Raw genomic sequence first — 26,013 nt, forward strand, 5'->3', positions numbered from 1 at the left:
CAGGGGCGACTCGTCGGCCTAGAACAGCGCCAACTGGCGTTTTACCGGGCCGAAGGAGCGTCGATGCTCCGGCAGCGCACCGAGGCGCGTCAGGGCGGCCAGGTGCTCGGGCGTCGGGTAACCCTTGTGGCGGGCGAAGCCATAGTCCGGATGGCGGGCATCCAGCGCCAGCATGCCGGCGTCGCGGGCCACCTTGGCCAGTATCGAGGCCGCGGCGATCGCCGGGTGGCGGGCATCGCCCTTGACCACCGCCTGCCCCGGCACATGATGCCCGGGGAGGCGATTACCGTCCACCAGCAGATACTCCGCGGCCGGCGACAGGGCATCGATGGCGCGTCGCATGGCCAGATGGGTCGCATGATAGATGTTCAGGGCATCGATCTCGTCGGGGTCGGCCTCGGCCACGGCGAAGGCCAGGGCCCGGGCGCGGATCTCGACGTCCAGCGCCTCGCGACGCTTCGCGGTCAGCTTCTTGGAGTCGGTGAGTCCGTCGATCGGCGCGGCCGGATCGAGGATCACCGCCGCCGCCACCACCGGCCCCACCAGCGGGCCGCGGCCCACCTCGTCGACGCCGGCCAGCCGCGTGCCGCGGTAATCGACGACCAGCGGCGGGAAGTCCTCGGCCCTCATGCGCCCTCCTCGGCCTCGGGGGCCACCGAGGCCGGCAGCGCCCGGCGCGCCACCAGCGCCTCGACGGCATCCACCGCCCGGCGGCTGGCGTCGCGCTGCAGCCCAGCGTGCATGGCCGCGAAGCGTGTCTCCAGGGCGCGGCGCGCCTCGGCGTCGTCGAGCAGCGCGGCGAGCTCCCCGGCGATGCCCTCAGGGTTGGCGTCGTCCTGGATCAGCTCCGGCACCAGGCGCTCCCGGGCGATCAGGTTGGGCAGCGAGATCCATTCGGTCTTGACCAGCCGCCTGGCCAGCCAGTGGGTCATCGGTGCCATGCGGTAGGCCACCACCATGGCGCGATGGCACAGCATGGCCTCCAGCGCCGCGGTGCCGGAGGCCAGCAGCACGGCGTCGGCGGCCACCATGGCCTCGCGGGACTGGCCGTCGACCAGCACCACCCGCCCGCGCAGGGCCTCGCGGTCCGCGAGCAGAGTCTCGAGCTCGGCGCGCCGCGCCGGCGTCGCGGCGGGAATCACCACCCGCAGCGCCTCGCGCTCTCGGCACAGCCGCTCGGCGGCATCGAGGAAGGTGGCGCCCAGAAAGCGGATCTCGTTGGCCCGGGAGCCGGGCAGCAGCGCCAGCAGCGGCGCCTCAGCGTCGCTTGCCGAGACGGGCAGCCCCAGTGCCTCGCGGGCGGCGACGCGATCGTTGACCAGCGGCAGCTCGTCGGCCAGCGGATGGCCGACGAAGGCCACCGGCACCCGGTGGCGGGCGTAGAAGGCGGCCTCGAAGGGCAGGAAGGTCAGCATGGCATCCACCGAGCGGGCGATGCCCTTGACCCGCCCCTGGCGCCAGGCCCATACGGAGGGGCTGACGTAGTGGGCGGTGGTCAGGCCGGCCTCGCGCAATTGACGCTCGAGCCCCAGGTTGAAGTCCGGGGCATCGATGCCGATCACGATGTCGGGCTGCCAGGCCAGGGCGTCGCGGCGCAGCGCGCGGCGCACCCGCACCAGACCGGGAAGGTGCTTGAGCACCTCGACCAGGCCCATGACCGAGAGGGTCTCCAGCGGGAAGCGGCTGTCGATGCCCTGCTCGAGCATCCGCGGCCCGCCGATGCCGCGGAACTCGACGCCGGGGTGGCGGGCCTTGAGCTCGCGCATCAGGCCGGCGCCGAGGATGTCGCCGGACAGCTCGCCGGCCACCAGATAGACGCGGGCGATCGCCATGCCGTTCAGCGCACGATGCCGCGGGTCGAGACCTCGATGGACGCGGCAAAGGCCTCGGTTTCGGGCAGCGCGTAGCGGGCGCGGATCTCGGTGAGCGCCTGCTCCACGGTCAGCCCCTGGCGATAGACCAGCTTGTAGGCCTCGCCGAGCGCGCGGATCGCCTCGTTGGAGAAACCGCGGCGCCGCAGGCCGACCAGATTGAGACCGTGCGCCTGAACGGGGTTGCCGTTGATCATCACGTAGGCCGGGGTGTCCTTGGTGATGATCGAGCCGCCGCCGGCCATGGCATGCTCGCCGAAATGGCAGAACTGATGGATGGCCGATAGGCCGCCGATGATGGCGTAATCGCCCAGCGTGACGTGGCCGGCCAGGGTCACCTGGTTGGCCAGGATGCAGTCGTCGCCGATCACGCAGTCGTGGCCGACGTGGACGTAGGCCATGAACAGGTTGCGCGAGCCGATGGTGGTCTCGCCGCGGTCTTGGACGGTGCCGCGGTGCAGGGTCACGCCCTCGCGGACGACGTTGTCGTCGCCCATCACCAGCCGGGTGGGCTCGCCGGCGTACTTCTTGTCCTGGCACTCCTCGCCGACCGAGGCGAACTGGAAGATGCGCGTGCGCGCGCCGAGCACCGTGGGGCCCTGGATCACCACGTGCGGCCCGATCCGCGAGCCGGCGCCGATCTCGACGTCGGCCCCGATCACGCTGAAGGGCCCGACCTCGACATCATCGGCCAGGCGCGCCGCGGGGTCTACGATGGCAGTGGGATGAATCAAGCGACCTTCCTCTCGGCACAGATGATCTCGGCCTCGCAGGCCACCTCGCCGGCCACGCTGGCCTTGCAGCTGAACTTCCAGATGCCGCGCTTCTCGCGGACCACGTCGGCGCGCAGCTCCAGCTTGTCGCCGGGCATCACCGGGCGCTTGAAGCGCACGTTGTCGCTGCCGACCAGGTAGTAGACATAGCCGTCGGCGGGCAGCTTGTTGACGGTCTTGAAGCCGAGGATGCCGCAGGCCTGGGCCAGCGCCTCGATGACCAGCACGCCGGGCATGATCGGATGGTGCGGGAAGTGGCCATTGAAGAACGGCTCATTGATGCTGACATTCTTGTAGGCAACGATGGATTCGCCAAGGGCGAGTTCCGTCACCCTGTCCACCAGCAGGAAAGGATAGCGGTGGGGCAGATATTCACGAATCTCGTTGATGTCCATTACCATCGTAGCGACCTCTGAAATGACAGGATGCCCGCCCGGCGATGCGGGCACGGCCGTCGCCGCCAGGCGGCGACGGGCGGGGGATTATACCGCCCCGGGGGGTGGCCTCAAGCGTCGCGCTCGGCTTTTTCCAGGCGCTGCAGCCGACGCGCGATGTCGTCGAGCTGCTTGAAGCGCACCGCGCTGCGGCGCCACTGGCCGTTCTCCATGGCGCCGGTGCCGGAGGAGTAGACCCCCGGCTCGTGGATCGAGTTGGTGACCAGGCTCATGCCGGTGACCTGCACGCCATCGCAGATGGTCAGGTGGCCGGAAAGCCCCACGCCACCGCCCAGCATGCAATGCCGCCCGACCCGGGTGGAGCCGGCGATGCCCACGCAACCGGCCAGCGCGCTGTGGGCCCCGACCTGGACGTTGTGGGCGATCTGGACCTGACTGTCGATCTTGACGTCTTCGCCGATCACGGTGTCGCCCAGGGCGCCGCGATCGATGCTCGAGCAGCTGCCCACCTCGACGTCGTCGCCCAGCACCACCCCGCCGAGCTGGGCGATCTTGTGCCAGCCGGCACCGTCATGGGCGAAGCCGAAACCGTCGCCGCCGATCACGCAGCCGCTGTGCAGGATGGCCCGCGCGCCGATGGTCACCCCGTGGTAGACGGTCACGTTGGCATGCAGCCGCGAATGGGCCCCGATACGGCTGTCGGCGCCGACCACGCTGCCCGCCCCGACGACCACCCCCTCGCCGAGCTCGACGCCCGACTCGATCACCGCCTGGGGGCCGACGGCGACGCCCTCGCCGAGGCGCGCGTCCTCGGCGACCACCGCCGAGGGGTGGACCCCGCGGGCATCGCGCCCCGCCAGGGGATCGAACAGCCGCGACAGCTGGGCATAGCCCAGGTAGGGGTTCTCCAGGGTCAGGCAGGCGGCGGGGCAATCCGCGGCGTGGCTGGGGTGCAGCAGCACCGCGGCGGCGCGGGTGCCGGGCAGGTCCTTGAGGTAGGCGCGGTTGGCCAGGAAGGTGATCTGGTCGGGCCCGGCATCCCGCAGCGTGGCCAGGCCACGCACGCGGCGTTCGCCGTCGCCCCGGAGGTCGGCCCCCAGCTGCGTGGCGATCTCGGCCAGCATCAGGGAAGGAGAGTCTTGAGTCATGGGAACCCGGTATCGGTTATGTAATCACTCTGCGATGACGGCGTCCGACCTGCCGGCCGACCGCGATCGCCACGTACGATAGGGGGCGGCCATCCGCCCCCATGGCCCCCCATGGACCATCGATCGCCACCCCGGTTCGGTGATCGACCCTCATCGGCAGGGGCCCGGGCTCGCTCGGTCGAGCGAAGCGAGGCACGCGGGCGCCTCGCCGGCCGGGTCGCCGGGCCTCACAGGCACGGCGACAGCGCGACCGTTCGACATGTCCCTGTCTAACACCGGGTCAGAAGCTCTGGCCCAGCGAGAACTGGAAGAACTGGGTGTCATCGCCGTCCTTGGCGTTGATCGGCTCGGCGACGCTGAAGGTCAGCGGCCCCACCGGCGTCAGCCAGGAGATCCCGAGACCCGCGCTGTAGCGCAGCTCGCCCAGGTCGACCCCGGACTCGCAGCTGGCCTGGCCGGCATCCGCCTCGAGCACCTCATAGCAGTCGGTGAGAAAGGTATTACCGGCATCGACGAACAGCGACGGCTGCACCGAGCGCTTGTCCTCGACGAACGGCATCGGGAAGATCAACTCGAGGCCGCCCTCGACCAGGATGTTGCCGCCCAAGGTGCGGTCCTCGTCGGAATTGCCCCCCGACGGCGGCGTGGTGGCCGGGCCCAGGGTGTTGCCGGTGAAACCGCGCACCGAGCCGAGGCCACCCGAGAAGAAGTTCTCGTAGAACGGATAGGGGTCGTCACCGATGCTGTCGGCGTAGCCGACCTCGCCACGCAGCTTGAGCGACCAGGTTTCCTCCTCGTCGAAGGGGAAGAAGTGCCGGGCCCGGGCGCGCAGCTTGTAGTACTCGGCGTCGCTGCCGGGCACCGTGGACTCCAGCGACAGGCGCTGGTAGTTGCCGGCGGTGGGCATGATGCCGCGATTGAGATCGTTGCGCGTCCAGCTGGCGGTCAACTTCAGCGTCTGGGCGTTGTCGCCCTGCTCCTGCACGTAGCGCTGGATCTCGGAGGCGGTGTCGCTGTAGGTCTCGATGGTCAGGTCCTCGACGTCGGCACCGAAGTTGAGTCGGGTCAACTCGTTGATCGGGTAGCCGAAGTTGATGCCGCCGCCGTAGGCATCCGTCGAGTAGGTCGAGATGTCCGAGTCCTCGTAGTCGGTCTCCCGGTAGAAGAGGTTATAGCCCCGGGAGATGCCGTCGAGGGTCCAGTAGGGATCGGTGAAGCCGAAGTTCAGGTTGGTGTAGGTATCGCTGCGCTGGGCGCCAATGTTGACCCGGTTGCCGGTGCCCAGGAAGTTGTTCTGGGACAGCGAGGCGCCGTAGATGATCCCGGCACTCTGGGAGAAGCCGATGCTCGCCGAGATCGAGCCGGACGGCTGTTCTTCCACGGTGTAGGTGACGTCGAGCTGGTCCTGGGCCCCGGCCACCGGCTCGGTCTGCACCTCGACCTGCTTGAAGAAGCCCAGCCGCTCCAGGCGCTGGCGCGACTGGCTGATCGACTCGGTGGAGGCCGGCGCGCCCTCCATCTGGATCATCTCGCGGCGCAGCACCTCGTCCTGGGTGGTGGTGTTGCCGACGAACTCGATGCGCCGCACATAGGCCCGGCGACCCGGCTCGACCCGGAAGGTCAGGTCGACGGTGCCGTCCTCGCGGGTCTCGGGGATGCCGTCGACGTTGGCGAAGGCGAAGCCTTCGGCGCCGAGCCGCGAGCGCAGCGCTTCCGCCGAGGCGGTGACGTCGCTGCGCGAGAAGATCTGACCGCTCTCGACCTCGAGCAGATCGCGAGCCTCGCGCTCGGGCACCCGCAGGTCGCCGGCGAAGCCGATGCCGCCAACCCGATAGCGCTCGCCCTCGTTGATGTTGATGGTGACGAAGATCTTCGACTTGTCGGGGCCGATGGAGACCTGGGTAGAGTCGATCGTGAAGTTGACGTAGCCGCGGTCCAGGTAGAAGGAGCGCAGCCGTTCCAGGTCGCCGGACAGCGCCTGGCGGGAATACTCGTCGCTGGAGAACCAGCCGAAGAACCAGCTCGGGCGATCCTCCAGCTCGAAGACGTCGCGCAGGGTCTCGTCGTCGAAGGCCTGGTTGCCCACGATGTTGATCTGGCGGATCTTGGCCACCGCGCCTTCATCGATGTCGATGTTGACCTGGACGCGGCCCTCGCCGAGCTGCTCGACCTCGGTGTCGATGCTGGCGCTGTAGCGGCCCTGGGCCTGATAGACCCCTGACAGTTCGCGCTGGATCTCCTCCAGGGTCGAGAGCTGCAGCACCTGGCCCTCGTCGAGGCCGGCCTCGCGCAAGCCGCGCCGCAGTTCCTCCTCGGGAATCTGGCTGTTGCCCTCGAGGTTGAGGCGCGTGATGGTGGGCCGCTCCTCGACCTCGATGATCAGCACGTCGCCCTCGCGGGCCAGGCGTACGTCCTCGAACAGGCCGGTGGCAAACAACGCCTTGGCGGCCTCGGCCAGCTCGCGCTCATCGACGCGGTCGGGGGCATTGACAGGGAAGGCATTGAAGACGGAGGCCGCCGAGACGCGCTGCAGGCCCTCCACCCGTATATCCGTTACGTCGAAGGATTGTGCTTGTGCCGTGCCGCTGGCGGCACCGGCGAGCAGCAGCGCCGCCAGTCCAATGGTCTTGATCTTCATGCAGTCGATTCGCTCGCGTTGGTCTGCCTACCTGTCCAGACAGGCACCTTATACATTCGCATGGGTAACTGACAAGCCAGGCCTCGGCCCATCACAGCCGCATCAGGTCGAAATACAGCGCCATCAACATCAGGGTGCCGACCAGCGCCAGCCCGATGCGCAGCCCCACGGCCTGGACCCGTTCCGATACCGGCCGGCCGCGCACCACCTCGACCAGGTAATAGAGCAGGTGGCCGCCGTCGAGCACCGGGATCGGCAGCAGGTTGAGCACCCCCAAGCTGATCGACAGGTAGGCCAGGAAGCTGATGAAGCTCTCGAGCCCCGAGCGGGCCGTATCGCCGGCGATGCGGGCGATGGTGATCGGCCCGGAGAGATTGGACGGCGAGATCAGCCCGACCAGCATCTTGCGGATGGCATCGAGGGTCAGCACCGTCATCTCGCCGGTGCGCGAGACGGCCTGGCCCACCGCGGCCAGCGGCCCGTAGCGAATCTCGCGCTGGTACTCATCGGGCCAGGCGACGGAGGCGACGCCGGCGCCCACGTAGCCGATGGTGGTGCCATTCTCGAGCACGTTGGGGCGGGGCGTGAGCGACAGCGACAGCCGCGCGTCGCCGCGCCGCACCGTCAGCGCGAGGGTCTCCCCGGGGCGCCCCCGCACCCGTTCGACGAAGCGATTCCAGTCGGCCACTGGCTCGCCGTCCACGGCCAGGATCTCGTCGCCGGCCTCGAGCCCGGCTGCCGCCGCAGGCTCGCCGTCGACTACCCGGTCGAGCACCGCCGGGAGCCTGGGGCGCCACGGGGTAACGCCGAGGCTCGCCAGCGGCTGGGGCGGGTCCTGGCGCACCAGCCAGTCCTGCACCGGCAGGCGATGCTCGCGGGCCATGCCGTCGCCCTCGCCGCGGGCGCCCACCGTCAGCTCGCCGCTGGCGCCGATGGCGGCCACCAGTTCGAGGTTGATGTCCTCCCAGGAGTGCACGGCCTCGCCCTGCACGGCGGTGATCTCCTGGCCGGCGACCAGGCCGCCGCGGGCCGCGGGCGAATCAGGGGCGACCTCGCCGATCACCGGCACCACGGTGGTGGTGCCGGCCACGAACAGCAACCAGTAGGCGACCAGCGCCAGCAGGAAGTTAGCCAACGGGCCGGCGGCGACGATGGCGATGCGGGACCAGACGCCCTTGCGGTTGAAGGCCCGGTGCCGCTCTTCCTCCGCCACCGGCCCCTCGCGCTCGTCGAGCATCTTGACGTAGCCGCCCAGCGGGATCGCCGCCACGGCGAACTCAGTGCCATGTCGATCGACGCGTGACCACAGCGGCTTGCCGAAGCCGACCGAGAAGCGCAGCACCTTGACGCCACAGCGACGCGCGACCCAGAAATGGCCGAACTCGTGGAAAGTGATCAGCAGGCCGAGGACCACGATCACGGCCAGCACGTTCTGGATCAGCCCCATGGCAGTCTCCTGATGGTGGTCGACGACGGCACCGGGCTCGGCCCGACACCTGCCGACGCTCGACCAAATGGCGCCGGGAAAGGTCCCGACGCCCTCATGTCACGCTCGTCAATTCGACGGCCCTGTGGCGGCCGCTAGCGGCGTGTCAGCCAGGCCCGCGCCGCTCGCCTCGCCCGCTCATCGGCGTCGAGAATGCCGGCCAGCTCATCGGCGGGCGCCACCGGGCAGGCCTCGCGAACCCGGGCCACCAGCTCGCCGATCTCGGCGAAGCCCAGCGCACCATCGAGGAAGGCCGACACCGCCACCTCGTTGGCAGCATTGAGCACCGCCGGCGCCGTGCCGCCATCGGCCATCGCCTCGCGGGCCAGGCGCAGGCAGGGGAAGGCGGCCTCGTCCGCCGGCTCGAAGTCGAGCCGGGCGACCTGGAACAGGTCCAGGGGCTCCACGCCGGCCTCGATGCGCTCGGGCCAGGCCAGGCCGTAGGCGATCGGCGTACGCATGTCGGGGTTGCCCAGCTGCGCCAGCACCGAGCCGTCATGGTAGGCGGCCATGGAGTGGATCACGCTCTGCGGGTGCACCACCACCTGGATCTGTTCGGGGCCGGCGTCGAACAGCCAGCAGGCCTCGATCAGCTCGAGCCCCTTGTTCATCAGGGTGGCGCTGTCCACCGAGATCTTGCGGCCCATCGACCAGTTGGGGTGGGCGCAGGCCTGCTCGGGCGTGACGCCGGCCAGGGCCTCCCGCGACCAGCCCCGAAAGGGGCCGCCGGAGGCCGTCAGCAGCAGCTGGCTCACGCCGACCCGCGAGAGGCCGCCACGATGCTCGACGGGTAGACACTGGTAGATGGCATTGTGTTCGGAGTCGATGGGTAGCAGGGTGGCGCCGCTGCGGCCCACGGCCTCCATGAACAGCGCCCCGGACATCACCAGGGCCTCCTTGTTGGCCAGCAGCACGCGCTTGCCGGCGCGCACCGCGGCCAGCGTCGGCAGCAGGCCGGCGGCGCCGACGATGGCCGCCATGACGACCGCGACCTCGGGCGCCTCGCTGACCTCCACCAGGGCGTCGCGCCCGGCCCGCACCTCGGTGGCAAGCCCCGCCTCGTCGAGCCGCTCGCGCAGCCAGGCGGCATCCGCCTCGCGCTCGAGCACCGCCAGCGCCGGGGCATGCACACGGCACTGAGCCAGCAGCGTCTCGCGGGAGCGATGCGCGGTCAGCGCATGCACCCGATAGCGCCCCGGGTGACGGGCGATCACGTCCAGGGTGCTGGCGCCGATCGAGCCGGTGGCGCCCAACACGGTAACGGCCTGGGGCGCACTCATGTCCACGCGCTCCCCGCCTGGATGAGCGCGAACAGCGGCACGGCGGCGGTGAGGCTGTCGATACGATCGAGCACCCCGCCGTGGCCAGGCAACAGCTGGCTGGAGTCCTTGAGGCCGCGATGGCGCTTGAGCATGCTCTCCAGCAGGTCACCGACCACCGAGGCCAGGGTGATCACCGCGGTGGCGGCCAGCAGCCCCAGGGTGGCGCCCAGCGACAGCGTCTGCCAGGCGGCGAAGCCCAGTGCCAGCAGTGCGGTCACCGCCATGCCGCCGGCCACGCCCTCCCAGGTCTTGCCCGGGCTGACGCGGGGCGCCAGCTTGCGCCGCCCCAGGGACTTGCCGACGAAGTAGGCGCCGATGTCGGCGCCCCACACCACCAGCAGCACGAACAGCAGCCAGGCCGCGCCGGCCTCGCGCAGCACGTTGAAGCCGACCCAGGCGGGCAGCAACACCCACAGCCCCATGGCCAGGCGCATGCCGGTGCTGCGCCACTGGGCGAGACGATCCGGATAGCCGACCACCCAGGTGAGGTTGACCAGCCACCCCAGAGCTCCCAGCCACAGCGGCCAGTGGGCCAGGCGCAGGTCGGCCAGGTGGAACAGCGCCATCAGCGCCCCCAGGCCGATCACCGGCGCCAGGCGCGCGCCGCCCTCCTCCAGGCCCGCGAGGTTGGCCCACTCCCAGGCGGCCAGCAGCACGATGGCCGCGGTAAAGACCGCGAAGGCGCCGCCGGACAGGCCGAACAGCCCGGCCAGCGCCAGCGGCGCGAGCCAGGCGGCGGTGACGATACGCTGCTTAAGCACCCTGGGCCTCGACCTGCTCGTCGGTCATGCCGAAGCGCCGCTTGCGGCCGGCGAAGTCGTCCAGGGCCGCATCGAAGGCCTCGGCGCCGAAGTCGGGCCACAGCACCGGCGTGAAGTAGAGCTCGGCATAGGCCAGCTGCCAGAGCAGGAAATTGGAGATGCGCTTCTCGCCGCTGGTGCGGATGCACAGGTCCACCGGGGTGGGCAGGCAGAGTTCCGCCTCGAGCGCCGCCTCGTCGACCTCCTCGGCGGCGAGCTCGCCGTCGGCCACCCGCTGGCCCAGCCGCCGGGCGGCCCGGGCGATGTCCCACTGGCCGCCGTAGTTGGCGGCGATCACCAGGTGCAGGCCCCGGTTGTCGGCGGTCAGTGCCTCGGCCTGGGCGATATGCTTCTGGATGGCCTCGGAGAAGCCATCGCGGTCGCCGATCACCGAGAGGCGGATGCCATGCTGGTGGAGCTTCTTGACCTCGCGCTTCAGCGCCATCAGGAACAGCTCCATCAGGGCGTTGACCTCGACGGCGGGCCGCTTCCAGTTCTCGCTGGAGAAGGCGAACAGCGTCAGGGTCTCGACGCCACGCTCGGCGGCGCGGCGAATGGTGGCGCGCACCGACTCGACGCCGGCATGGTGGCCGCGGACGCCGGACATGCCGCGCGCCTTGGCCCAGCGATTGTTGCCGTCCATGATGATGGCCACATGGCGCGGCAGGGCGTCCCCGTCGGCACGGGGCTGGTGAGACTGGGGTGACGTCATGGTGTCTCGCATGGCGGGTGGGACGGAGGCGTTCCGTGAACGGCGGCACCCGGCGGTGCCGCCGGTCCGTCCTCAGACCTGCATCAGGTCGTGCTCCTTGGACTCCAGGATCTTGTCGATCTCGCCGACGATCTTGTCGGTGAGCTTCTGGATGGCCTCTTCACCCTGACGCGCCTCGTCCTCGCTGATGTCCTTGTCCTTGAGCAGCGACTTGATGTCGCCGTTGGCGTCGCGCCGCACGTTACGCACCGCCACCCGAGCGTTCTCGGCCTCCTGGCGGGCCTGCTTGATGTAGCCCTTGCGGGTCTCCTCGGTGAGCATCGGCATCGGCACCCGGATGACGTTGCCGGCGCTGGCCGGGTTGAGGCCCAGCTCGGCGGTCATGATGGCCTTCTCGACCTTGGGCACCATCTGCTGCTCCCAGGGCACCACGGTCAGGGTGCGCGCGTCCTCGACGTTGACCGAGGCCACCTGGTTGATCGGCACCTGGCCGCCGTAATAGTCGACGGTCACCGCATCCAGGATGCTGGAGTGCGCCCGTCCGGTACGGATCTTGTTGAAGTTGTGATGAAGAGCGTCGAGGCTCTTCTTCATGCGACTCTCTGCGTCCTTCTTGATGTCGTCAATCACGATGTCACCCTCTGTCAATCAGCGTGCCTTCCCGGCCGCCTACCACCAGGTTCAGCAGCGCCCCCGGCTTGTTCATGTTGAACACCCTAACCGGCATGTCATGGTCCCGCACCAGGCAGATGGCGGTCAAATCCATCACCCCGAGCTTCTGGTCGAGGGCGTCGTCATAGGACAGCTGCTCGTACTTGACCGCGTCGGCGTGCTTGACCGGATCCTTGTCGTAGACCCCGTCCACCTTGGTGGCCTTGACCACCACATCGGCGTCGATCTCGATGCCGCGCAGGCAGGCCGCGGAATCGGTGGTAAAGAAGGGGTTGCCGGTACCGGCGGAGAAGATCACCACGTCGCCGGAGGTCAGGTAGCGAATCGCGGTCCGGCGATCGTAGTGCTCGACCACGCCGCTCATCGGAATCGCCGACATGACCCGCGAGCGGATATTGGAACGCTCCAGGGCATCGCGCATGGCCAGGGCGTTCATCACCGTGGCCAGCATGCCCATGTGGTCACCGGTGACCCGCTCCATGCCCGCCTCGTGCAGGGCGGCGCCGCGAAACAGGTTGCCGCCGCCGACCACGATGCCGACCTGGACGCCGATGCCGACCAGCTGCCCGATCTCCAGCGCCATGCGATCCAGCACCTTGGGGTCGATGCCGAACTCGGCATCTCCGGTCAGGGCCTCGCCGGAGAGCTTGAGCAGGATGCGCTTGTACTTCGACACCTCGGCGCGAGGCTTGTCGGACTTGAGAGGGGCGTGCTCGGCACTGCTCATGGCGTGTCTCCCGGGAACTCGAGGAATCTGGATGGCCGGATCCACCGGCCGGATACGCGAAGGCGTGCGCTCGCGCGCACGCCATCTTCACACTGGAACCGGCACCGCCTTAGCTGCGGCCGGCCTGTTCCATGACTTCCTTGGCGAAGTCGACCTCTTCCTTCTCGATGCCTTCCCCGACCTCGAAGCGGGTGAAGCCCAGGACCTCACCGCCGGCGGCCTTGACGTACTCGGCGACGGTCTGGTTCGGGTCCTTGACGAAGGCCTGCTCGGTCAGGCTGTTCTCGGCCAGGTACTTCTTCAGGCGGCCCTGGACCATCTTCTCGGCGATCTGCTCCGGCTTGCCGGCCATGTCCGGCTGGGCCAGGATGATCGCCTTCTCGGCGTCCAGCTTGTCCTGCGGCATGTTCTCCGGCAGGGCCACGGCCGGGTTGATGGCGGCCACGTGCATGGCGACATCCTTGGCGGCCTCGGCGGTGCCGCCCTGGATGACGGTCAGCACGCCGATGCGACCACCGTGGACGTATTCGCCCACGCGAGCGCCTTCCGGCGCCTCGACGACGACGCTACGACGCACGCCGATGTTCTCGCCGATCTTCTGCACCAGCTGCTCGCGAGCGGCTTCCAGGTCACCTTCCATGACGGCGGCGACGTCTTCGCTCTTGGCGGCGAAGAAGGCGTCGGCGACCTGGTCGGCGAAGGCCTTGAAGTTGTCGTCGCGGGCGACGAAGTCGGTCTCGGAGTTGATCTCGACCATCACGCCGTAGCTGCCGTCCTCGGCGATGCGAGTCACGACGGCGCCCTCGGCGGCGGTGCGGCCGGCCTTCTTGGCGGCCTTGAGCCCGGAGTTCTTGCGCAGGTTCTCGATGGCGGTCTCGATGTCACCGCCGGCCTCGGTGAGCGCCTTCTTGCACTCCATCATGCCGAGCCCGGTACGCTCGCGCAGTTCCTTGACCTGGGAGGCGCTGATAGCTGCCATGGTAGTGTCCTCTGAATGGTTAGAACTGGAATGTAGAGGCCGGGCCTAGGCCCGGCGCGTCCATTACCCGCCCTGGTTGCACGAGGGACCAGCCCCCGGAGAGGGCCGCCGGCAGGCGGACCCTCCGGGCGGGCCGACGATCACTCGGCGGCGGCGTCGCTTTCGTTCTCTTCGGTGACCTCGACGAACTCGTCGGGACGACCTTCCTTCGCGCGGGCGCAGGCGTCGGCGATGGCCTTGACGTAGATCTGGATGGCGCGGATGGAGTCATCGTTGCCGGGGATCACGTAGTCGATGCCGTCCGGGTTGGAGTTGGTATCCACCACGCCGATGACCGGAATGCCCAGCTTGTTCGCCTCGTTGATGGCGATGCGCTCGTGGTCGACGTCGATCACGAACAGCGCGTCCGGCAGGCCGCCCATGTCCTTGATACCACCGATGGACCGCTCGAGCTTGTCCTGCTCGCGGGTCGCCATCAGGACTTCCTTCTTGGTCAGCTTCTCGAAGGTACCATCCTCGTGCATGGTCTCGAGTTCGCGCAGACGCTTGATGGACTGACGGATCGTCTTGAAGTTGGTCAGCATGCCGCCGAGCCAGCGGTGGTTCACGTAGGACTGGCCGACGCGCTTGGCCTCTTCCTTGACGATCTTGCTGGCGCTGCGCTTGGTGCCCACGAACAGGATCTTGTTGTTCGCGGCCGCCATCTTCTCGACCACCTCGATGGCCTCGTTCAGGGCCGGGAGGGTATGCTCGAGGTTGATGATGTGAATCTTGTTACGCGCACCGAAGATGAACTTGCTCATCTTCGGGTTCCAGTAACGGGTCTGGTGACCGAAGTGAGCGCCTGCCTTCAGCAGGTCACGCATATTGACGTGTGCCATGGATGACTCCTGGAAATCGGGTTAGGCCTCCATGCACCCCATGGATCCGACCGTCGATCGTGCCGACGGCACCCGGGACCATGTGCCGGTGCATGTGTGTTTTCAAGGCGTTGCGTTGATTGCACCTGTCCTGGCAACGGCATCGACGGACCGCGAGCGGCACCAAGGATCGGCGATTGCAGGAAGGCGCGCAGCTTTATACCATGGATCACCTTCGAGATGAAGTCGCCCGACGCTCCTCCCCCCGTTGATCCGGCGACACCACCCCTGATACCGAGATTCCATGAACGTACCCATCAAGACGCCCGACGAGATCGAGAAAATGCGCGAAGCGGGCCGCCAGGCCGCCAGCGTGCTGGAGATGATCGCCCCCTACGTCGAGGCCGGCGTCACCACCGGCGAGATCGACCGGCGCTGCCACGATTACATCGTCGACGAGCTGGGTTCCACCCCCGCGCCGCTCAACTACCACGGCTTTCCCAAGTCGGTGTGCACCTCGATCAACCATGTGGTGTGTCACGGCATCCCCGACGACGGCAAGAAGCTCAAGAAGGGCGACATCATGAACCTGGACGTCACGGTCAAGACCGCCGACGGCTATCACGGTGATTCCAGCGTCATGTTCATCGTCGGCGAGACCATCCAGGGCAGCCGCCTGTGCCGCGTCACCCAGGAGTGCCTCTACAGGAGCATCGCCCTGGTCCGCCCCGGCGTTCGCCTGTCCGAGCTGGCCCGCGCCATCCAGCAGCATGCCGAGGCCAGCGGCTACGCGGTGGTACGCGACTTCTGCGGCCACGGCATCGGCGCCGGCTTCCACGAGGACCCGCAGGTGCTGCACTACGACGGCTATGCCCCGGAGGCGGACATCGCCCTCGAGGCCGGGATGTGCTTCACCATCGAACCGATGATTAACGTCGGCGACCATCGCACCAAGGTGCTGCGCGACGGCTGGACCGCGGTGACCAAGGACAAGGGCCTCAGCGCCCAGTGGGAGCACACCCTGCTGGTCACCGACGACGGGGTGGAGGTGCTCACCGCGCGCCGCGACGAAGACCTCGCCTTCCTGTCACGCTGAGCCGGCCGCCATGCTGCTCCACCATTATGCCTTCATCCCCGACGAGAGCCTGTTCGACGTCGAGGCCTTCCGCACCGAGCTGACCGGCAGCCGCTCGCCGATCGCCCCCTTCAAGGCGGCGCTGGCCGAGATCCAGGCGCGACTGGACGAGCGCTTCCATGCCGGCAGCGACATTCGCGACCTGGTGCACGGCCGCGCCTGGTGCCTGGACCGGCTGCTGGCACTCGCCTGGGAGCAGCATGACTGGCCAGAGGGCATCGCCCTGCTCGCCGTGGGCGGCTACGGCCGCGGCGAGCTGCACCCCCACTCGGACATCGACCTGCTGCTGCTGCTCGAGCACGAGGACGACGAGCCGTTCCGGGAGCCCCTCACGGCCTTTATCACCTTCCTGTGGGACATCGGCCTGGAGATCGGCCACAGCGTGCGCTCCCTCGGCGACTGCGAGCGCGAGGCCGCCGCCGACGTCACGGTGATCACCAATCTGCTCGAGTCGCGCACCCTGGCCGGCGCCGAGCGACTGCGCGAGGCCATGCAGGCACGCATCGCCACCGACCGGCTGTGGCCGGCGGCGCATTTCTTCGAGGCCAAGTGGCAGGAACAGATCGCCCGCCACTATCGCTTCAACAACTCCGAGTACCACCTGGAGCCCAACATCAAGAGCTCGCCGGGCGGGCTGCGCGACATCCAGATGATCGGCTGGGTGGCCAAGCGCCACTTCGGCACCCAGCGCTACGAGGACATCGTCGACATCGGCTTCATGAACGACGCCGAGCTGCGCATCCTCAGCCAGGGCCAGGCCTTCCTGTGGCAGGTACGCTATGCGCTGCACATGCTCACCGGGCGGGCCGAGGATCGCCTGCTGTTCGATCACCAGCGCACCATCGCCGAGCGGTTCGGCTACCAGGACACCCCCGAGCGCCTGGCCGTCGAGCAGTTCATGAAGCGCTACTACCGCCACGTCACCGCCCTGGCCGGGCTCAACGACATGCTGCTGCAGCACTTCGACGAGGCCATCCTGCGCGCCAGCGAGACCCTGGAGACGGTACCGCTCAACGCCCGCTTCGAGATCACCGGCGGCTATATCCAGGCCCGCTCCCGGGCGGTGTTCCGCGACTCGCCCTCGGCGCTGCTCGAGCTGTTCCTGCTGATGGCCGAGCACCCGGAGATCGAGGGCGTGCGCGCCGACACCATCCGCCTGATCCGCGACCACCGCCACCTGATCGACGATCGCTACCGCGAGGACCCGCGCCACCAGCGGCTGTTCATGGCCCTGCTGCGCTCCAGTGGCAACGTCGCCCGCCAGCTCAGGCGCATGAACCGCTACGGGGTGCTGGGCAAGTACCTGCCGGCCTTCGGCCAGGCCGTGGGGCTGATGCAGCACGACCTCTTCCACATCTACACCGTGGATGCCCACACCCTGCGGCTGCTGAAGTGCATCCATGGCTTCCGCAAGGCCGAGGCCCGGGAGACCTATCCGGTGGCCGCCAACCTCGTGCAGCAGCTGCCCAAGCTGGAGCTGCTGTGGATCGCCGGGCTGTTCCACGACATCGGCAAGGGCCGCGGCGGCGACCACTCGCTGATCGGCGCCCGCGACGTCGAGGCCTTCGGCGACCTCCACGGCCTGTCGACCCGCGATACCCGCCTGGTGGCCTGGCTGGTGGAACACCACCTGCTGATGTCGATGGTCGCCCAGAAGCGCGACATCAGCGACCCGGAGGTGATCAGCGACTTCGCTCGCAGCGTCGGCGACGAGACCCGCCTCGACTACCTCTACGTGCTGACCGTGGCCGACATCACCGCCACCAACCCCACGCTGTGGAACGGCTGGCGCGCCTCGCTGCTGCGCCAGCTCCATGCCGAGACCAAGCGCGCCCTGCGTCGCGGCCTGGAGAACCCGCTGGAGCGCGACGACTCGGTCCGCGAGACCCGCGACGAGGCGCACTCGCTGCTGGCCACGGTGGGCGCCGACATGGCCCGCGTCGACCGCCTGTGGGAATCGCTCGGCGAGGAGTATTTCCTGCAGTACGCGCCCAGCGAGATCGCCTGGCAGACCCAGGGCATTCTCGCCCACCGGGGCAGCGAGCTGCCGCTGGTGATGATCAGCGCCCCCACCGACGACATGGCCGAGGGCGGCACCAAGGTGTTCATCCATACCCGCTCGGTGGACGACCTGTTCGCCGCCACCTCGGCGGCCATGGAGCAGCTCGGGCTGTCGATCCACGATGCCCGCATCGCCACCTCCGGCAACGACTGGACCCTCAACACCTTCATCGTCCTCGACGACCTCAATCGCGCCATCCGCGAGCCGGCGCGGCTGGAGGAGATCCGTCACCACCTGGTGGAGGAGCTCGACGACCCGGACGACTACCCGCAGATCGTCACCCGCCACACCCCGCGCCAGCTCAAGCACTTCCGGGTGCCCACCGAGGTCGCCATCGAGCAGGACGAAGCGGGCGGACGCACCCTGCTGGAGCTCACCGCGCCGGACCGCCCCGGCCTGCTGGCCCGGGTCGGGCGCATCTTCATGGAGCAGGACATCGCCCTCTCGGCGGCCAAGATCGCCACCCTCGGCGAGCGGGTCGAGGACGTGTTCTTCATCACCGACAAGAGCGGAGAACCGATCCTCGACCCCGAACGCCAGCAGCGCCTGCGCGAACGGCTGATCGAGGTGCTCGACGTCAGCGGCTGAACGGCGCCAGGCGCCGGCTCTGCAAGCGGAGCAGGGTGCGAGAGCGAAGCAGGGCCAAAGAAGCGCCCAGGGACGGGTTCATGGCGCCCCGGCGGGCCGGCCCCGCTCGAAGACTTGTCGACGGATCAGTCTGCGCAGTGTCTGGCGTTTGAGGCCCCACCGGGGGTTCCCTATAATCGGCGTCTTGCCCCGCGCTCGACGCATCACAACGACGCCGACACGGCCTCGACTGGACACCCATGAACCCCGATCTCGACGCCCTGCAGCCCTACCCCTTCGAGAAGCTCGCCGCGCTCAAGGCCGGCGTGACGCCGCCCGAGGGGCTAGCGCATCTCCCGCTGACCATCGGGGAGCCGCGCCACGCGCCCTTTTCCGGCGCCCTGGAGGCGCTGAGCGCCCACCTCGGCGACCTGGCCCGCTACCCGGCCACCGCCGGCATCCCCGAGCTGCGCGGCGCCATCGCCGATTGGGCACGCCGGCGCTTCAGCCTGGCGGGCCTGGACGCCGAGCGCCAGGTACTGCCGGTCAACGGCACCCGGGAGGCAATCTTCGCCTTCGTCCAGGCGGCCCTGGACCGCACCCGGCCGGCCCGGGTCGCGGTCCCGAATCCCTTCTACCAGATCTACGAGGGCGCCGCCCTGCTGGCCGGGGGCTCGCCGCTGTATCTGGACTGCCGCGCCGAGCACGGCTTCCGCCCCGACCTCGACGCGGTGCCCGCCGAGACCTGGCGCGACGTGCAGATCGTCTTCACCTGCTCGCCGGGCAACCCCACCGGCGCGGTGACGCCGCTCGACGAGCTCAAGAAGCTGATCGCCCTGGCCGACGAATTCGACTTCATCGTCGCCGCCGACGAGTGCTACTCCGAGCTCTATCTGGACGAGTCGGCGCCGCCGGCGGGGCTGCTTCAGGCCTGCACCGAGCTCGGCCGCCACGACTATCGACGCTGCCTGGTGTTCCACTCGCTGTCCAAGCGTTCCAACCTGCCGGGGCTGCGCTCGGGCTTCGTGGCCGGCGACGCCGAACTGATCGCGGCCTTCCGCCGCTATCGCACCTACCACGGCTGCGCCATGTCGCTGCCCCTGCAGCACGCCTCGATCGCCGCCTGGAACGACGAGGCCCACGTGCGCGACAACCGCGACGCCTATCGCGAGAAGTTCGCCACGGTGACCGAGATCCTCGCCCCGGCGATGGATTTCCCCGCGCCCGAGGCCAGTTTCTACCTGTGGCCGGCGGTGCCCGGCGGCGACGACGAGGCCTTCGCCCGCTCACTGTTCGCCGAGCAGCACGTCAGCGTACTGCCCGGCAGCTACATGGGCCGGCCGGGAGACGACGGCGTGAACCCCGGTACGGGGCGAATCCGCCTGGCGCTGGTGGACGAGCTGGAGGCCACCGCCGAGGCCGCCCGCCGGCTGTACCGCCACGTCGAACGCCACGCCTGACCCAGGAGATCGACACCATGATGACGCTGTTCGGCATCAAGAACTGCGACACCTGCCGCAAGGCACGCAAGGCCCTGGACGGCAAGGGACAACCCTTCCAGTTCCACGACCTGCGCGATGACGGCCTGTCCGCCGCCCTGCTTGAGCACATTCTCGAGCAGGTGCCGGTGCTGACCCTGCTCAACAAGCGCAGCACCACCTGGCGACAGCTGCCCGACGAGGACAAGGCGGAGATCGACGCCAACAAGGCCCGCGAACTGATGCTGGCCCACCCCACCCTGCTCAAGCGCCCGCTGCTGGATACCGGCGACGACATCCGCGTCGGCTTCCGCGACGGCGATTACGACGACCTATAGACGGGCCACGACCCGCCCCCTACGACGACGCGAGGACACCCCATGCTCAGCTTTGCACTCGGAATCGGCTCCCAGAACACCCAGGGCGACTGGCTGGAGATCTACTATCCGGCCCCGCTGCTGAATCCGGACGCCGCCCTGGTCGAGGCCGCCGCCAAGACGCTCGACGCCCCCGCCGGCAACGCCGCCGTCAGCTTCCTGCCGGAGCAGTGCGCCGAGCTCGCCGCGGCGCTCAAGGCCGCCGGCCACGCCGACCAGGCCGAGCTCGCCGAGGCCCTGGCGGCCAGCCAGCGCCCGCTGGTGGCGACCTTCATCGCCGAGGATCTGCCGCCGCAGAGCGCGCCGGAGGTCTACCTCAAGCTGCACCTGCTATCGCACCGCCTGGTCAAGCCCCACGGCGTCGACCTCACCGGCATGTTCGGCCTGCTGCGCAACATCGCCTGGTCCAGCGAGGGCCCGATCGACATCGAGGAGCTCCCGGCCCGCCGCCTCAAGGCCCGCCTGGAGGGCCGCACCCTCTCGGTGGACTGCGTCGACAAGTTCCCCAAGATGACCGACTACGTGGTACCCGCCGGCGTGCGCATCGGCGACACCGCCCGGGTGCGCCTGGGCGCCTACCTCGGCGAGGGCACCACGGTGATGCACGAGGGCTTCGTCAACTTCAACGCCGGCGCCGAGGGCCCGGGCATGATCGAGGGCCGCATCTCCGCCGGCGTGGTGGTCGGCAAGGGCTCCGACCTGGGCGGCGGCTGCTCCACCATGGGCACCCTGTCCGGCGGCGGCAACATCGTGATCAAGGTCGGCGAGGGCTGTTTGATCGGCGCCAACGCCGGCATCGGCATTCCGCTGGGCGACCGTTGCACCGTGGAGGCCGGCCTCTACATCACCGCCGGCGCCAAGGTCGCCGTGCTCGACGACCAAGGCCAGGAGGCCGAGATCGTGGCGGCCCGCGAGCTGGCCGGCCAGGACGACCTGCTGCTGCGCCGCAACTCCCAGAACGGCCGCATCGAGTGCCTGACCAACAAGAGCGCCATCGCCCTCAATGAAGCCCTGCACGCCCACAACTGAGCCTCGCCCCGGCGCCCGCGGGCGCCGGGGCCCGGCCCGCCGGAACCCTGAATGACCTCGACCAGCTCCGACTCCTCGCTCTCCCCGACCCTCGAACTCGCCATGGCGCTGATGCGGCGCCCCTCCGTGACCCCCGACGACCTGGGCTGCCAGGACATGATGATCGAACGCCTGGAACGCCTGGGCTTCGCCATCGAGCGCCTGCCGTTCGGCGACGTCGAGAACTTCTGGGCGGTGCGCGGCCATCACGGCCCGGTGCTGGCCTTCGCCGGCCATACCGACGTGGTGCCCAGCGGCCCGGACGTGCACTGGGAGTATCCGCCTTTCGAGCCGCGCATCGATGACGACGGCATGCTGTGCGGGCGCGGTGCCGCCGACATGAAGGGCAGCCTGGCCGCCATGATCACCGCCGTGGAACGCTTCGTGGCCGCCCACCCCGATCATCCGGGGCGCCTGGCCTTCCTGATCACCTCCGACGAGGAGGGGCCGGCGGTGGACGGCACCCGCGCGGTGGTCGAGCACCTGCGCGAGGCCCACGACCGCCTCGACTACTGCATCGTCGGCGAGCCCTCCTCCACCGAACGGCTCGGTGACGTGATCAAGAACGGCCGTCGCGGCTCGCTGGGCGGCGTGCTGCACGTCAAGGGCGTGCAGGGCCATGTGGCCTACCCGCACCTGGCGCGCAACCCCATCCACCAGGCGGCGCCGGCGCTGGACGCCCTGGTGCGCGAGCACTGGGACGGCGGCAGCGAGTTCTTCCCGGCGACCAGCTTCCAGATCTCCAACATCCGCTCGGGCACCGGCGCCACCAACGTCATTCCCGGCGACGTGGAGGTGGTGTTCAACTTCCGCTACTCCACCGCCCTGACCCACGAGACGCTACGCCAGCGCACCGAGGCGATCCTCGCGGATCACGGCCTGGACTTCCATATCGACTGGACCCTCAACGGCGAGCCCTTCCTGACCGCCGAGGGCGAACTGGTGGACGCCGCGGTCGCCGGGGTCGAAGACGTCATCGGGAGCCGGCCCGAGCTGTCCACCGCCGGCGGCACCTCCGACGGCCGCTTCATCGCCACCCTGGGCAGCCAGGTGGTCGAACTCGGTCCGCGCAACGACACCATTCACAAGGTCAACGAACGGGTGCGCGCCGCCGATCTGGACGACCTCAGCCGGGTCTATGAAGCCATCCTGACGCGACTGTTCGTCGACGGCACGTCACGCTCCTGAGGACGCCATGGAACGCTATCCCGACATCGAGATCTACCTGGCCCGCGTCGAACCCGAGGCCCTGAACGCCTGGCTCGGCGAGGCACTCGACGCCGCACCGCTGACGCCGGCCGGCAAGCACCGCTGGCGCACCCGGGGTCGCCACGGGCAAGCCGAGATCCCGGTGCTGCTGGTGGAGAAGGCGGCGGACGGCTTCGCCAGCCTGTGGCTCGACAGCGCCGAGTCGCCGTGGCCCACCGACGCCGAGCTGGCCCGCGCGGCCGCCACACGGCTCGGCTGCGAGGTACGCTGCTCGCTGGGCGGCTGGCAGCCCGGCGACGACCCCGACCGCTTCCTGCAGGTGCTGCCGGACGGCGCCGAGGCCACCATCGACTGGCCTGACTCGGGGCAGTGACCCGAAACGACATCGCCCCGCAGGAATGCGGGGCGATGTCGTTAAGTGCTGAGATACAGAGCTATCAGAAAGCTGGCGAGCGAAGGCCAGACAAGGCAAAAAACGACGAAAAGACGGAGTTTACTGAAGTAAATGAGTACTTTGAGTCGATTTTTAACGCCGTATGGCCGAGCGCAGCCGCTTTCCTCTCACGTAATGACGGTGACGTCGTCGGCCTGCAATCCCCGATCATTGCGCGAGACGTGATACTTCACCTTCTGGCCCTCGGCCAGGGTGCGATGACCGCGACCGCGGATGGCCCGGAAGTGGACGAAGACATCCTCGCCGCTGTCGCGGGTGATGAAGCCATAGCCCTTGTTGACGTTGAACCACTTGACCTCGCCGACCTCTCGGCCGTCGTCCTCGACCTCGGCGATATTGGACAGCTGGGGCGTCAGGGCGTTGATCGCCAGGGTGGCGACCAGCAACAGCAACAGGACCGCCAGGGCCGCGGCGACATAGACCACCGCCAGGCCGCCGACCTCGAGGCTGGCGAACAGCTCGCGGGACAGCTCGCCGCCGGTGAGATGGACGAACAGGGCGATCAGCAGCGGCGCCGGCGCGGCCAGCAGCAGACTGACGATACTGCAACGAAACATGACCTTTCGATTCATAAACCTCGGATGCTCTCTTATCGTGGATAACGGTGATAATGGGGTCGGGGCACCGAACGGCCAACCGGCCGCCCCCGACCCGGCGACACCCGGCGCGAGGCGAAGGGTCGACAGGCGTCGACCCTTCACGATCACGGCCAGGGCGAGCCGCGCCATGGCGAGCATTGACACGGCATAAGGAGTCTATCATGCACGACGAAGACGCGCCCTCGGACCACAACGCGCGGCTCGAAGCCCTGGAGAGCCGGGTGGCTCACCAGGAGCACTGGCTGGACACCCTGGACCAGGCGGTGGCCGCCCAGGAGCGACGCCTGATGCAGCTGGAACGCCTCAACGCACTGATGCAGCAGAAACTCCGCGACCAGCAGCGAGCCCTGCAGGACGCCGACACGACGACACCTCGCCCGGAAGACGAGGTGCCGCCGCATTACTAGCTACGAGCTACGAGCTACGAGCTACGAGCTACGAGCTACGAGCTACGAGCTACGAGCTATCAGTCTATGCCCGAAGCCCGAAGCCCGAAGCCCGAAGCTTAGAGTTCGTCCAGATAACGCTCGGCGTCCAGCGCCGCCATGCAGCCGGTGCCGGCGGAGGTCACCGCCTGGCGGTAGACGTGGTCCATGACGTCGCCGGCGGCGAACACCCCGGGCACGCTGGTGGCGGTGGCATTGCCCTCGAGGCCGGACTGCACCTTGATGTAGCCGCCGGCCATGTCCAGCTGACCCTCGAAGATGCCGGTGTTGGGGCTGTGGCCGATGGCGATGAACACGCCCGGTGCCGCGAGCTCGCGGGTGCTGCCGTCCTCGGTGGACTTGAGCCGCGCCCCGGTGACCCCGGTGTTGTCGCCCAGCACCTCGTCCAGGGTGTGGTTCCACAGCAGCTCGACGTTGCCGTTCTCGGCCTTGTCGAACAACTTGTCCTGGAGGATCTTCTCGGCGCGCAGGCTGTCGCGGCGATGCACCAGGGTCACCTTGGAGGCGATGTTGGAGAGATACAGCGCTTCCTCCACGGCGGTGTTGCCGCCGCCGACCACCACGACCTCCTGGTTGCGGTAGAAGAAGCCATCGCAGGTCGCGCAGGCGGACACGCCCTGCCCCATGAACTTCTGTTCGGATTCCAGGCCCAGATAGCGGGCGCTGGCACCGGTGGCGATGATCAGCGCATCGCAGGTGTAGGTACCGTTGTCGCCCTTGAGGGTATAGGGCTTGCCGCGCAGCTCGACCTCATGGATATGGTCGAACAGCACCTCGGTGTCGAAGCGCTCGGCGTGGCGCTTCATGCGCTCCATCAGCTCGGGGCCCTGCACGCCGGTATCGTCCCCCGGCCAGTTGTCCACGTCGGTGGTGGTGGTCAGCTGGCCGCCGGCCTGCACGCCGGTGATCAGCAGCGGCTTCAGGTTGGCGCGGGCCGCGTAGACGGCGGCGGTATAGCCGGCCGGGCCGGACCCGAGGATGATCAGGCGTTCGTGGCGCGCTTCGCTCATGGGGGAACCTCGCTATTCTCGAAGGGGTGGAGCAACGGGCTTGGCGATGGCGGCGAACCGCCGGCATCGCCAAGGCCGCTGTCGGGGACGCAAGGGGCGGCCCGCAGGCCGCCCCAGAGTACCTCACGCGGGCTTAGAGGGCGCCGGCGTGGCTACCCAGGTAGCTCGCGACACCTTCGGCGGTGTCCTTCATGCCTTCCTGGCCTTCGTCCCAGCCGGCCGGGCAGACTTCGCCGTTCTTCTGGTGGAACTGCAGGGCCTTGACCATGCGCAGCATCTCGTCGACGTTGCGGCCCAGCGGCAGGTTGTTGACCACCTGGTGCTGGACGACACCGTCCTCGTCGATCAGGAAGGAGCCGCGCATGGCGACGCCGGCGTCCGGATGCTCGATGCCGTAGGCCTGGGTGATCTCGTGCTTGACGTCGGCCACGATCGGGAAGCCGACCTCACCGATGCCGCCCTTCTCCGGCGCGGTCAGGCGCCAGGCGTGGTGGGTGAACTGGGAATCGATGGACACGCCGATCACCTCGACGCCGAGCTCCTTGAACTGGGCCAGGCGGTTGTCGTGGGCGATGATCTCGGACGGGCACACGAAGGTGAAGTCCAGCGGCCAGAAGAACAGCACGCGCAGCTTGCCGTTGCTGTCGGACAGCTTGAAGTTCTCGACGATGTCGCCATTGCCGAGCACGGCCGCGGCTTCGAATTCGGGGGCTTGACGTCCAACCAGTACGCTCATGCAAAACTCCTTGCAGTCGTGAATGACACTCGGGGGTGAGTGAAAGCGGAATGCCTACGCTAGGCCAGGCATGCTCGCGGCGCCATTAGGTCAGATCAATGGCGCCGATAGCCAACGGCTATGAATATCATCGGCGACCCGCGCAGCCATGACGCCCGAGCTCACAGCACGTCGTCGTCGCGGCCCAGGGTCAGGGATTCGAGCTCGCCGCTGACCGGCGAGACCTCGATGCGCAGCTGGATCGGCGCACAGCAGCGCGGGCAGTCTTCCCAGGTCGCATGGCTGCCCTGGGAGGCGTCGACCTGCAGATCGAAGGCCGTATCGCAGTAGGGGCAGCGAACGGCGTGGCTATCGAGAGCGTCCTCGTGCACATTACCTCCCAGGCATGTATCGCAGGCGTGTATATGGGGGTCGGGGTCGGCATTTCAAGGGCCGGTGGCCCTCCTCGACGCAGCGCTTGAAAAGGCCATCTATCATGACCATGTCATA

At 68.6% G+C, this 26,013-nt stretch carries 26 protein-coding genes; 8 read left to right on the plus strand and 18 right to left on the minus strand.

From position 1 onward, the window contains the following. Positions 1-18: 18 nt before the first annotated feature. The 14 genes from rnhB to rpsB form a co-directional block, all read right to left on the minus strand. Positions 19-630 carry a ribonuclease HII gene (rnhB, locus tag ACXAFN_RS08935; RefSeq protein WP_474988068.1) on the minus strand — a complete coding sequence of 204 codons (612 nt, stop codon included), beginning with the start codon at positions 628-630 and terminating at the stop codon, positions 19-21. Beyond that, positions 627-1,832, minus strand: coding sequence for a lipid-A-disaccharide synthase (gene lpxB, locus ACXAFN_RS08940; protein WP_474988069.1), 1,206 nt, complete (start codon positions 1,830-1,832; stop codon positions 627-629). The genes rnhB and lpxB overlap by 4 nt, the downstream gene beginning before the upstream one ends. Before the next feature lie 5 nt (positions 1,833-1,837). Further along, positions 1,838-2,605: an acyl-ACP--UDP-N-acetylglucosamine O-acyltransferase gene (lpxA, locus tag ACXAFN_RS08945; RefSeq protein ID WP_474988070.1), complete on the minus strand. Its 768-nt coding sequence runs from the start codon at positions 2,603-2,605 to the stop codon at positions 1,838-1,840. Continuing rightward, on the minus strand, positions 2,602-3,045 hold the full coding sequence (gene fabZ / locus ACXAFN_RS08950) for a 3-hydroxyacyl-ACP dehydratase FabZ (protein ID WP_474988071.1): 444 nt from the start codon (positions 3,043-3,045) through the stop codon (positions 2,602-2,604). Before fabZ ends, lpxA begins: the two co-directional genes overlap by 4 nt. Before the next feature lie 104 nt (positions 3,046-3,149). Next, entirely contained in the window at positions 3,150-4,187 is a 1,038-nt protein-coding gene (lpxD, locus tag ACXAFN_RS08955) for a UDP-3-O-(3-hydroxymyristoyl)glucosamine N-acyltransferase (protein ID WP_474988073.1), read from the minus strand. 280 nt (positions 4,188-4,467) lie between these two features. Then, positions 4,468-6,825: an outer membrane protein assembly factor BamA gene (gene bamA / locus ACXAFN_RS08960; RefSeq protein WP_474988074.1), complete on the minus strand. Its 2,358-nt coding sequence runs from the start codon at positions 6,823-6,825 to the stop codon at positions 4,468-4,470. A 91-nt stretch (positions 6,826-6,916) separates the two neighbouring features. Next, positions 6,917-8,272, minus strand: a complete 1,356-nt coding sequence (rseP, locus tag ACXAFN_RS08965; RefSeq protein WP_474988076.1) for a sigma E protease regulator RseP — start codon at positions 8,270-8,272, stop codon at positions 6,917-6,919. Positions 8,273-8,406: 134 nt separating this feature from the next. Further along, positions 8,407-9,591, minus strand: coding sequence for a 1-deoxy-D-xylulose-5-phosphate reductoisomerase (gene ispC / locus ACXAFN_RS08970; protein ID WP_474988078.1), 1,185 nt, complete (start codon positions 9,589-9,591; stop codon positions 8,407-8,409). Further along, positions 9,588-10,394 carry a phosphatidate cytidylyltransferase gene (locus tag ACXAFN_RS08975; RefSeq protein ID WP_474988079.1) on the minus strand — a complete coding sequence of 269 codons (807 nt, stop codon included), beginning with the start codon at positions 10,392-10,394 and terminating at the stop codon, positions 9,588-9,590. The genes ispC and ACXAFN_RS08975 overlap by 4 nt, the downstream gene beginning before the upstream one ends. Next, positions 10,387-11,145, minus strand: coding sequence for a polyprenyl diphosphate synthase (gene uppS / locus ACXAFN_RS08980; RefSeq protein ID WP_474988081.1), 759 nt, complete (start codon positions 11,143-11,145; stop codon positions 10,387-10,389). The genes ACXAFN_RS08975 and uppS overlap by 8 nt, the downstream gene beginning before the upstream one ends. Positions 11,146-11,217: 72 nt before the next feature. Further along, positions 11,218-11,775 carry a ribosome recycling factor gene (gene frr, locus ACXAFN_RS08985; protein WP_474988082.1) on the minus strand — a complete coding sequence of 186 codons (558 nt, stop codon included), beginning with the start codon at positions 11,773-11,775 and terminating at the stop codon, positions 11,218-11,220. A 4-nt stretch (positions 11,776-11,779) separates the two neighbouring features. Further along, the gene (gene pyrH, locus ACXAFN_RS08990) at positions 11,780-12,544 is read right to left on the minus strand and encodes a UMP kinase (RefSeq protein ID WP_474988083.1); all 765 of its coding nucleotides are present in this window, start codon (positions 12,542-12,544) and stop codon (positions 11,780-11,782) included. Positions 12,545-12,653: 109 nt separating this feature from the next. Next, complete coding sequence (gene tsf, locus ACXAFN_RS08995; protein ID WP_474988085.1) at positions 12,654-13,523, minus strand: translation elongation factor Ts; 870 nt, start codon at positions 13,521-13,523, stop codon at positions 12,654-12,656. Between the two features lie 140 nt (positions 13,524-13,663). Continuing rightward, on the minus strand, positions 13,664-14,404 hold the full coding sequence (gene rpsB, locus ACXAFN_RS09000; RefSeq protein ID WP_474988086.1) for a 30S ribosomal protein S2: 741 nt from the start codon (positions 14,402-14,404) through the stop codon (positions 13,664-13,666). Between the two features lie 283 nt (positions 14,405-14,687). Here rpsB and map point away from each other — a divergent pair, with 283 nt between their 5' ends. The 7 genes from map (at position 14,688) to ACXAFN_RS09035 (ending at position 22,652) form a co-directional block, all read left to right on the plus strand. Next, on the plus strand, positions 14,688-15,479 hold the full coding sequence (gene map, locus ACXAFN_RS09005) for a type I methionyl aminopeptidase (RefSeq protein WP_474988087.1): 792 nt from the start codon (positions 14,688-14,690) through the stop codon (positions 15,477-15,479). 10 nt (positions 15,480-15,489) lie between these two features. Further along, complete coding sequence (locus ACXAFN_RS09010) at positions 15,490-18,168, plus strand: [protein-PII] uridylyltransferase (RefSeq protein WP_474988089.1); 2,679 nt, start codon at positions 15,490-15,492, stop codon at positions 18,166-18,168. A gap of 239 nt (positions 18,169-18,407) precedes the next feature. Continuing rightward, on the plus strand, positions 18,408-19,607 hold the full coding sequence (gene dapC / locus ACXAFN_RS09015) for a succinyldiaminopimelate transaminase (protein ID WP_474988091.1): 1,200 nt from the start codon (positions 18,408-18,410) through the stop codon (positions 19,605-19,607). Positions 19,608-19,624: 17 nt separating this feature from the next. Next, complete coding sequence (locus ACXAFN_RS09020) at positions 19,625-19,963, plus strand: arsenate reductase (protein WP_474988092.1); 339 nt, start codon at positions 19,625-19,627, stop codon at positions 19,961-19,963. 42 nt (positions 19,964-20,005) lie between these two features. Further along, positions 20,006-21,031, plus strand: coding sequence for a 2,3,4,5-tetrahydropyridine-2,6-dicarboxylate N-succinyltransferase (gene dapD, locus ACXAFN_RS09025; protein ID WP_474988094.1), 1,026 nt, complete (start codon positions 20,006-20,008; stop codon positions 21,029-21,031). Positions 21,032-21,082: 51 nt separating this feature from the next. Continuing rightward, positions 21,083-22,258, plus strand: coding sequence for a succinyl-diaminopimelate desuccinylase (gene dapE / locus ACXAFN_RS09030; protein ID WP_474988095.1), 1,176 nt, complete (start codon positions 21,083-21,085; stop codon positions 22,256-22,258). A 7-nt stretch (positions 22,259-22,265) separates the two neighbouring features. Then, positions 22,266-22,652 (plus strand): hypothetical protein, encoded by a 387-nt coding sequence (locus tag ACXAFN_RS09035; protein ID WP_474988097.1) that lies wholly within the window; start codon positions 22,266-22,268, stop codon positions 22,650-22,652. A 188-nt stretch (positions 22,653-22,840) separates the two neighbouring features. On the opposite strand, the gene ACXAFN_RS09040 is transcribed toward ACXAFN_RS09035, so the two are convergent. After that, the gene (locus tag ACXAFN_RS09040; RefSeq protein WP_474988099.1) at positions 22,841-23,305 is read right to left on the minus strand and encodes a cold-shock protein; all 465 of its coding nucleotides are present in this window, start codon (positions 23,303-23,305) and stop codon (positions 22,841-22,843) included. A 188-nt stretch (positions 23,306-23,493) separates the two neighbouring features. Between ACXAFN_RS09040 and ACXAFN_RS09045 the strand changes: the two genes are divergently transcribed. Next, the gene (locus ACXAFN_RS09045) at positions 23,494-23,739 is read left to right on the plus strand and encodes a SlyX family protein (RefSeq protein WP_474988101.1); all 246 of its coding nucleotides are present in this window, start codon (positions 23,494-23,496) and stop codon (positions 23,737-23,739) included. A gap of 98 nt (positions 23,740-23,837) precedes the next feature. Here the strand turns inward: ACXAFN_RS09045 and trxB are convergent, their stop codons facing one another. From trxB to ACXAFN_RS09060, 3 genes are all read right to left on the minus strand, one after another. Next, positions 23,838-24,788 (minus strand): thioredoxin-disulfide reductase, encoded by a 951-nt coding sequence (gene trxB / locus ACXAFN_RS09050; protein ID WP_474988103.1) that lies wholly within the window; start codon positions 24,786-24,788, stop codon positions 23,838-23,840. Between the two features lie 133 nt (positions 24,789-24,921). Then, positions 24,922-25,524: a peroxiredoxin gene (locus ACXAFN_RS09055; RefSeq protein ID WP_474988105.1), complete on the minus strand. Its 603-nt coding sequence runs from the start codon at positions 25,522-25,524 to the stop codon at positions 24,922-24,924. Between the two features lie 161 nt (positions 25,525-25,685). Further along, positions 25,686-25,895, minus strand: coding sequence for a zinc ribbon domain-containing protein (locus tag ACXAFN_RS09060; RefSeq protein WP_474988106.1), 210 nt, complete (start codon positions 25,893-25,895; stop codon positions 25,686-25,688). Positions 25,896-26,013: the final 118 nt, after the last annotated feature.

This window comes from Halomonas sp. ABH4_019, assembly GCF_056159885.1.

What these genes read in the sequence shown, in the direction of transcription:
- rnhB (WP_474988068.1), bottom strand. Translation starts at nt 630, where the DNA reads ATGAGGGCCGAGGACTTCCCGCCGCTGGTCGTCGATTACCGCGGCACG.
- lpxB (WP_474988069.1), bottom strand. Translation starts at nt 1,832, where the DNA reads ATGGCGATCGCCCGCGTCTATCTGGTGGCCGGCGAGCTGTCCGGCGAC.
- fabZ (WP_474988071.1), bottom strand. Translation starts at nt 3,045, where the DNA reads ATGGTAATGGACATCAACGAGATTCGTGAATATCTGCCCCACCGCTAT.
- lpxD (WP_474988073.1), bottom strand. Translation starts at nt 4,187, where the DNA reads ATGACTCAAGACTCTCCTTCCCTGATGCTGGCCGAGATCGCCACGCAG.
- bamA (WP_474988074.1), bottom strand. Translation starts at nt 6,825, where the DNA reads ATGAAGATCAAGACCATTGGACTGGCGGCGCTGCTGCTCGCCGGTGCC.
- rseP (WP_474988076.1), bottom strand. Translation starts at nt 8,272, where the DNA reads ATGGGGCTGATCCAGAACGTGCTGGCCGTGATCGTGGTCCTCGGCCTG.
- ispC (WP_474988078.1), bottom strand. Translation starts at nt 9,591, where the DNA reads ATGAGTGCGCCCCAGGCCGTTACCGTGTTGGGCGCCACCGGCTCGATC.
- uppS (WP_474988081.1), bottom strand. Translation starts at nt 11,145, where the DNA reads ATGACGTCACCCCAGTCTCACCAGCCCCGTGCCGACGGGGACGCCCTG.
- pyrH (WP_474988083.1), bottom strand. Translation starts at nt 12,544, where the DNA reads ATGAGCAGTGCCGAGCACGCCCCTCTCAAGTCCGACAAGCCTCGCGCC.
- tsf (WP_474988085.1), bottom strand. Translation starts at nt 13,523, where the DNA reads ATGGCAGCTATCAGCGCCTCCCAGGTCAAGGAACTGCGCGAGCGTACC.
- rpsB (WP_474988086.1), bottom strand. Translation starts at nt 14,404, where the DNA reads ATGGCACACGTCAATATGCGTGACCTGCTGAAGGCAGGCGCTCACTTC.
- map (WP_474988087.1), top strand. Translation starts at nt 14,688, where the DNA reads ATGAACGTACCCATCAAGACGCCCGACGAGATCGAGAAAATGCGCGAA.
- ACXAFN_RS09010 (WP_474988089.1), top strand. Translation starts at nt 15,490, where the DNA reads ATGCTGCTCCACCATTATGCCTTCATCCCCGACGAGAGCCTGTTCGAC.
- dapC (WP_474988091.1), top strand. Translation starts at nt 18,408, where the DNA reads ATGAACCCCGATCTCGACGCCCTGCAGCCCTACCCCTTCGAGAAGCTC.
- ACXAFN_RS09020 (WP_474988092.1), top strand. Translation starts at nt 19,625, where the DNA reads ATGATGACGCTGTTCGGCATCAAGAACTGCGACACCTGCCGCAAGGCA.
- dapD (WP_474988094.1), top strand. Translation starts at nt 20,006, where the DNA reads ATGCTCAGCTTTGCACTCGGAATCGGCTCCCAGAACACCCAGGGCGAC.
- dapE (WP_474988095.1), top strand. Translation starts at nt 21,083, where the DNA reads ATGACCTCGACCAGCTCCGACTCCTCGCTCTCCCCGACCCTCGAACTC.
- ACXAFN_RS09035 (WP_474988097.1), top strand. Translation starts at nt 22,266, where the DNA reads ATGGAACGCTATCCCGACATCGAGATCTACCTGGCCCGCGTCGAACCC.
- ACXAFN_RS09040 (WP_474988099.1), bottom strand. Translation starts at nt 23,305, where the DNA reads ATGAATCGAAAGGTCATGTTTCGTTGCAGTATCGTCAGTCTGCTGCTG.
- ACXAFN_RS09045 (WP_474988101.1), top strand. Translation starts at nt 23,494, where the DNA reads ATGCACGACGAAGACGCGCCCTCGGACCACAACGCGCGGCTCGAAGCC.
- trxB (WP_474988103.1), bottom strand. Translation starts at nt 24,788, where the DNA reads ATGAGCGAAGCGCGCCACGAACGCCTGATCATCCTCGGGTCCGGCCCG.
- ACXAFN_RS09055 (WP_474988105.1), bottom strand. Translation starts at nt 25,524, where the DNA reads ATGAGCGTACTGGTTGGACGTCAAGCCCCCGAATTCGAAGCCGCGGCC.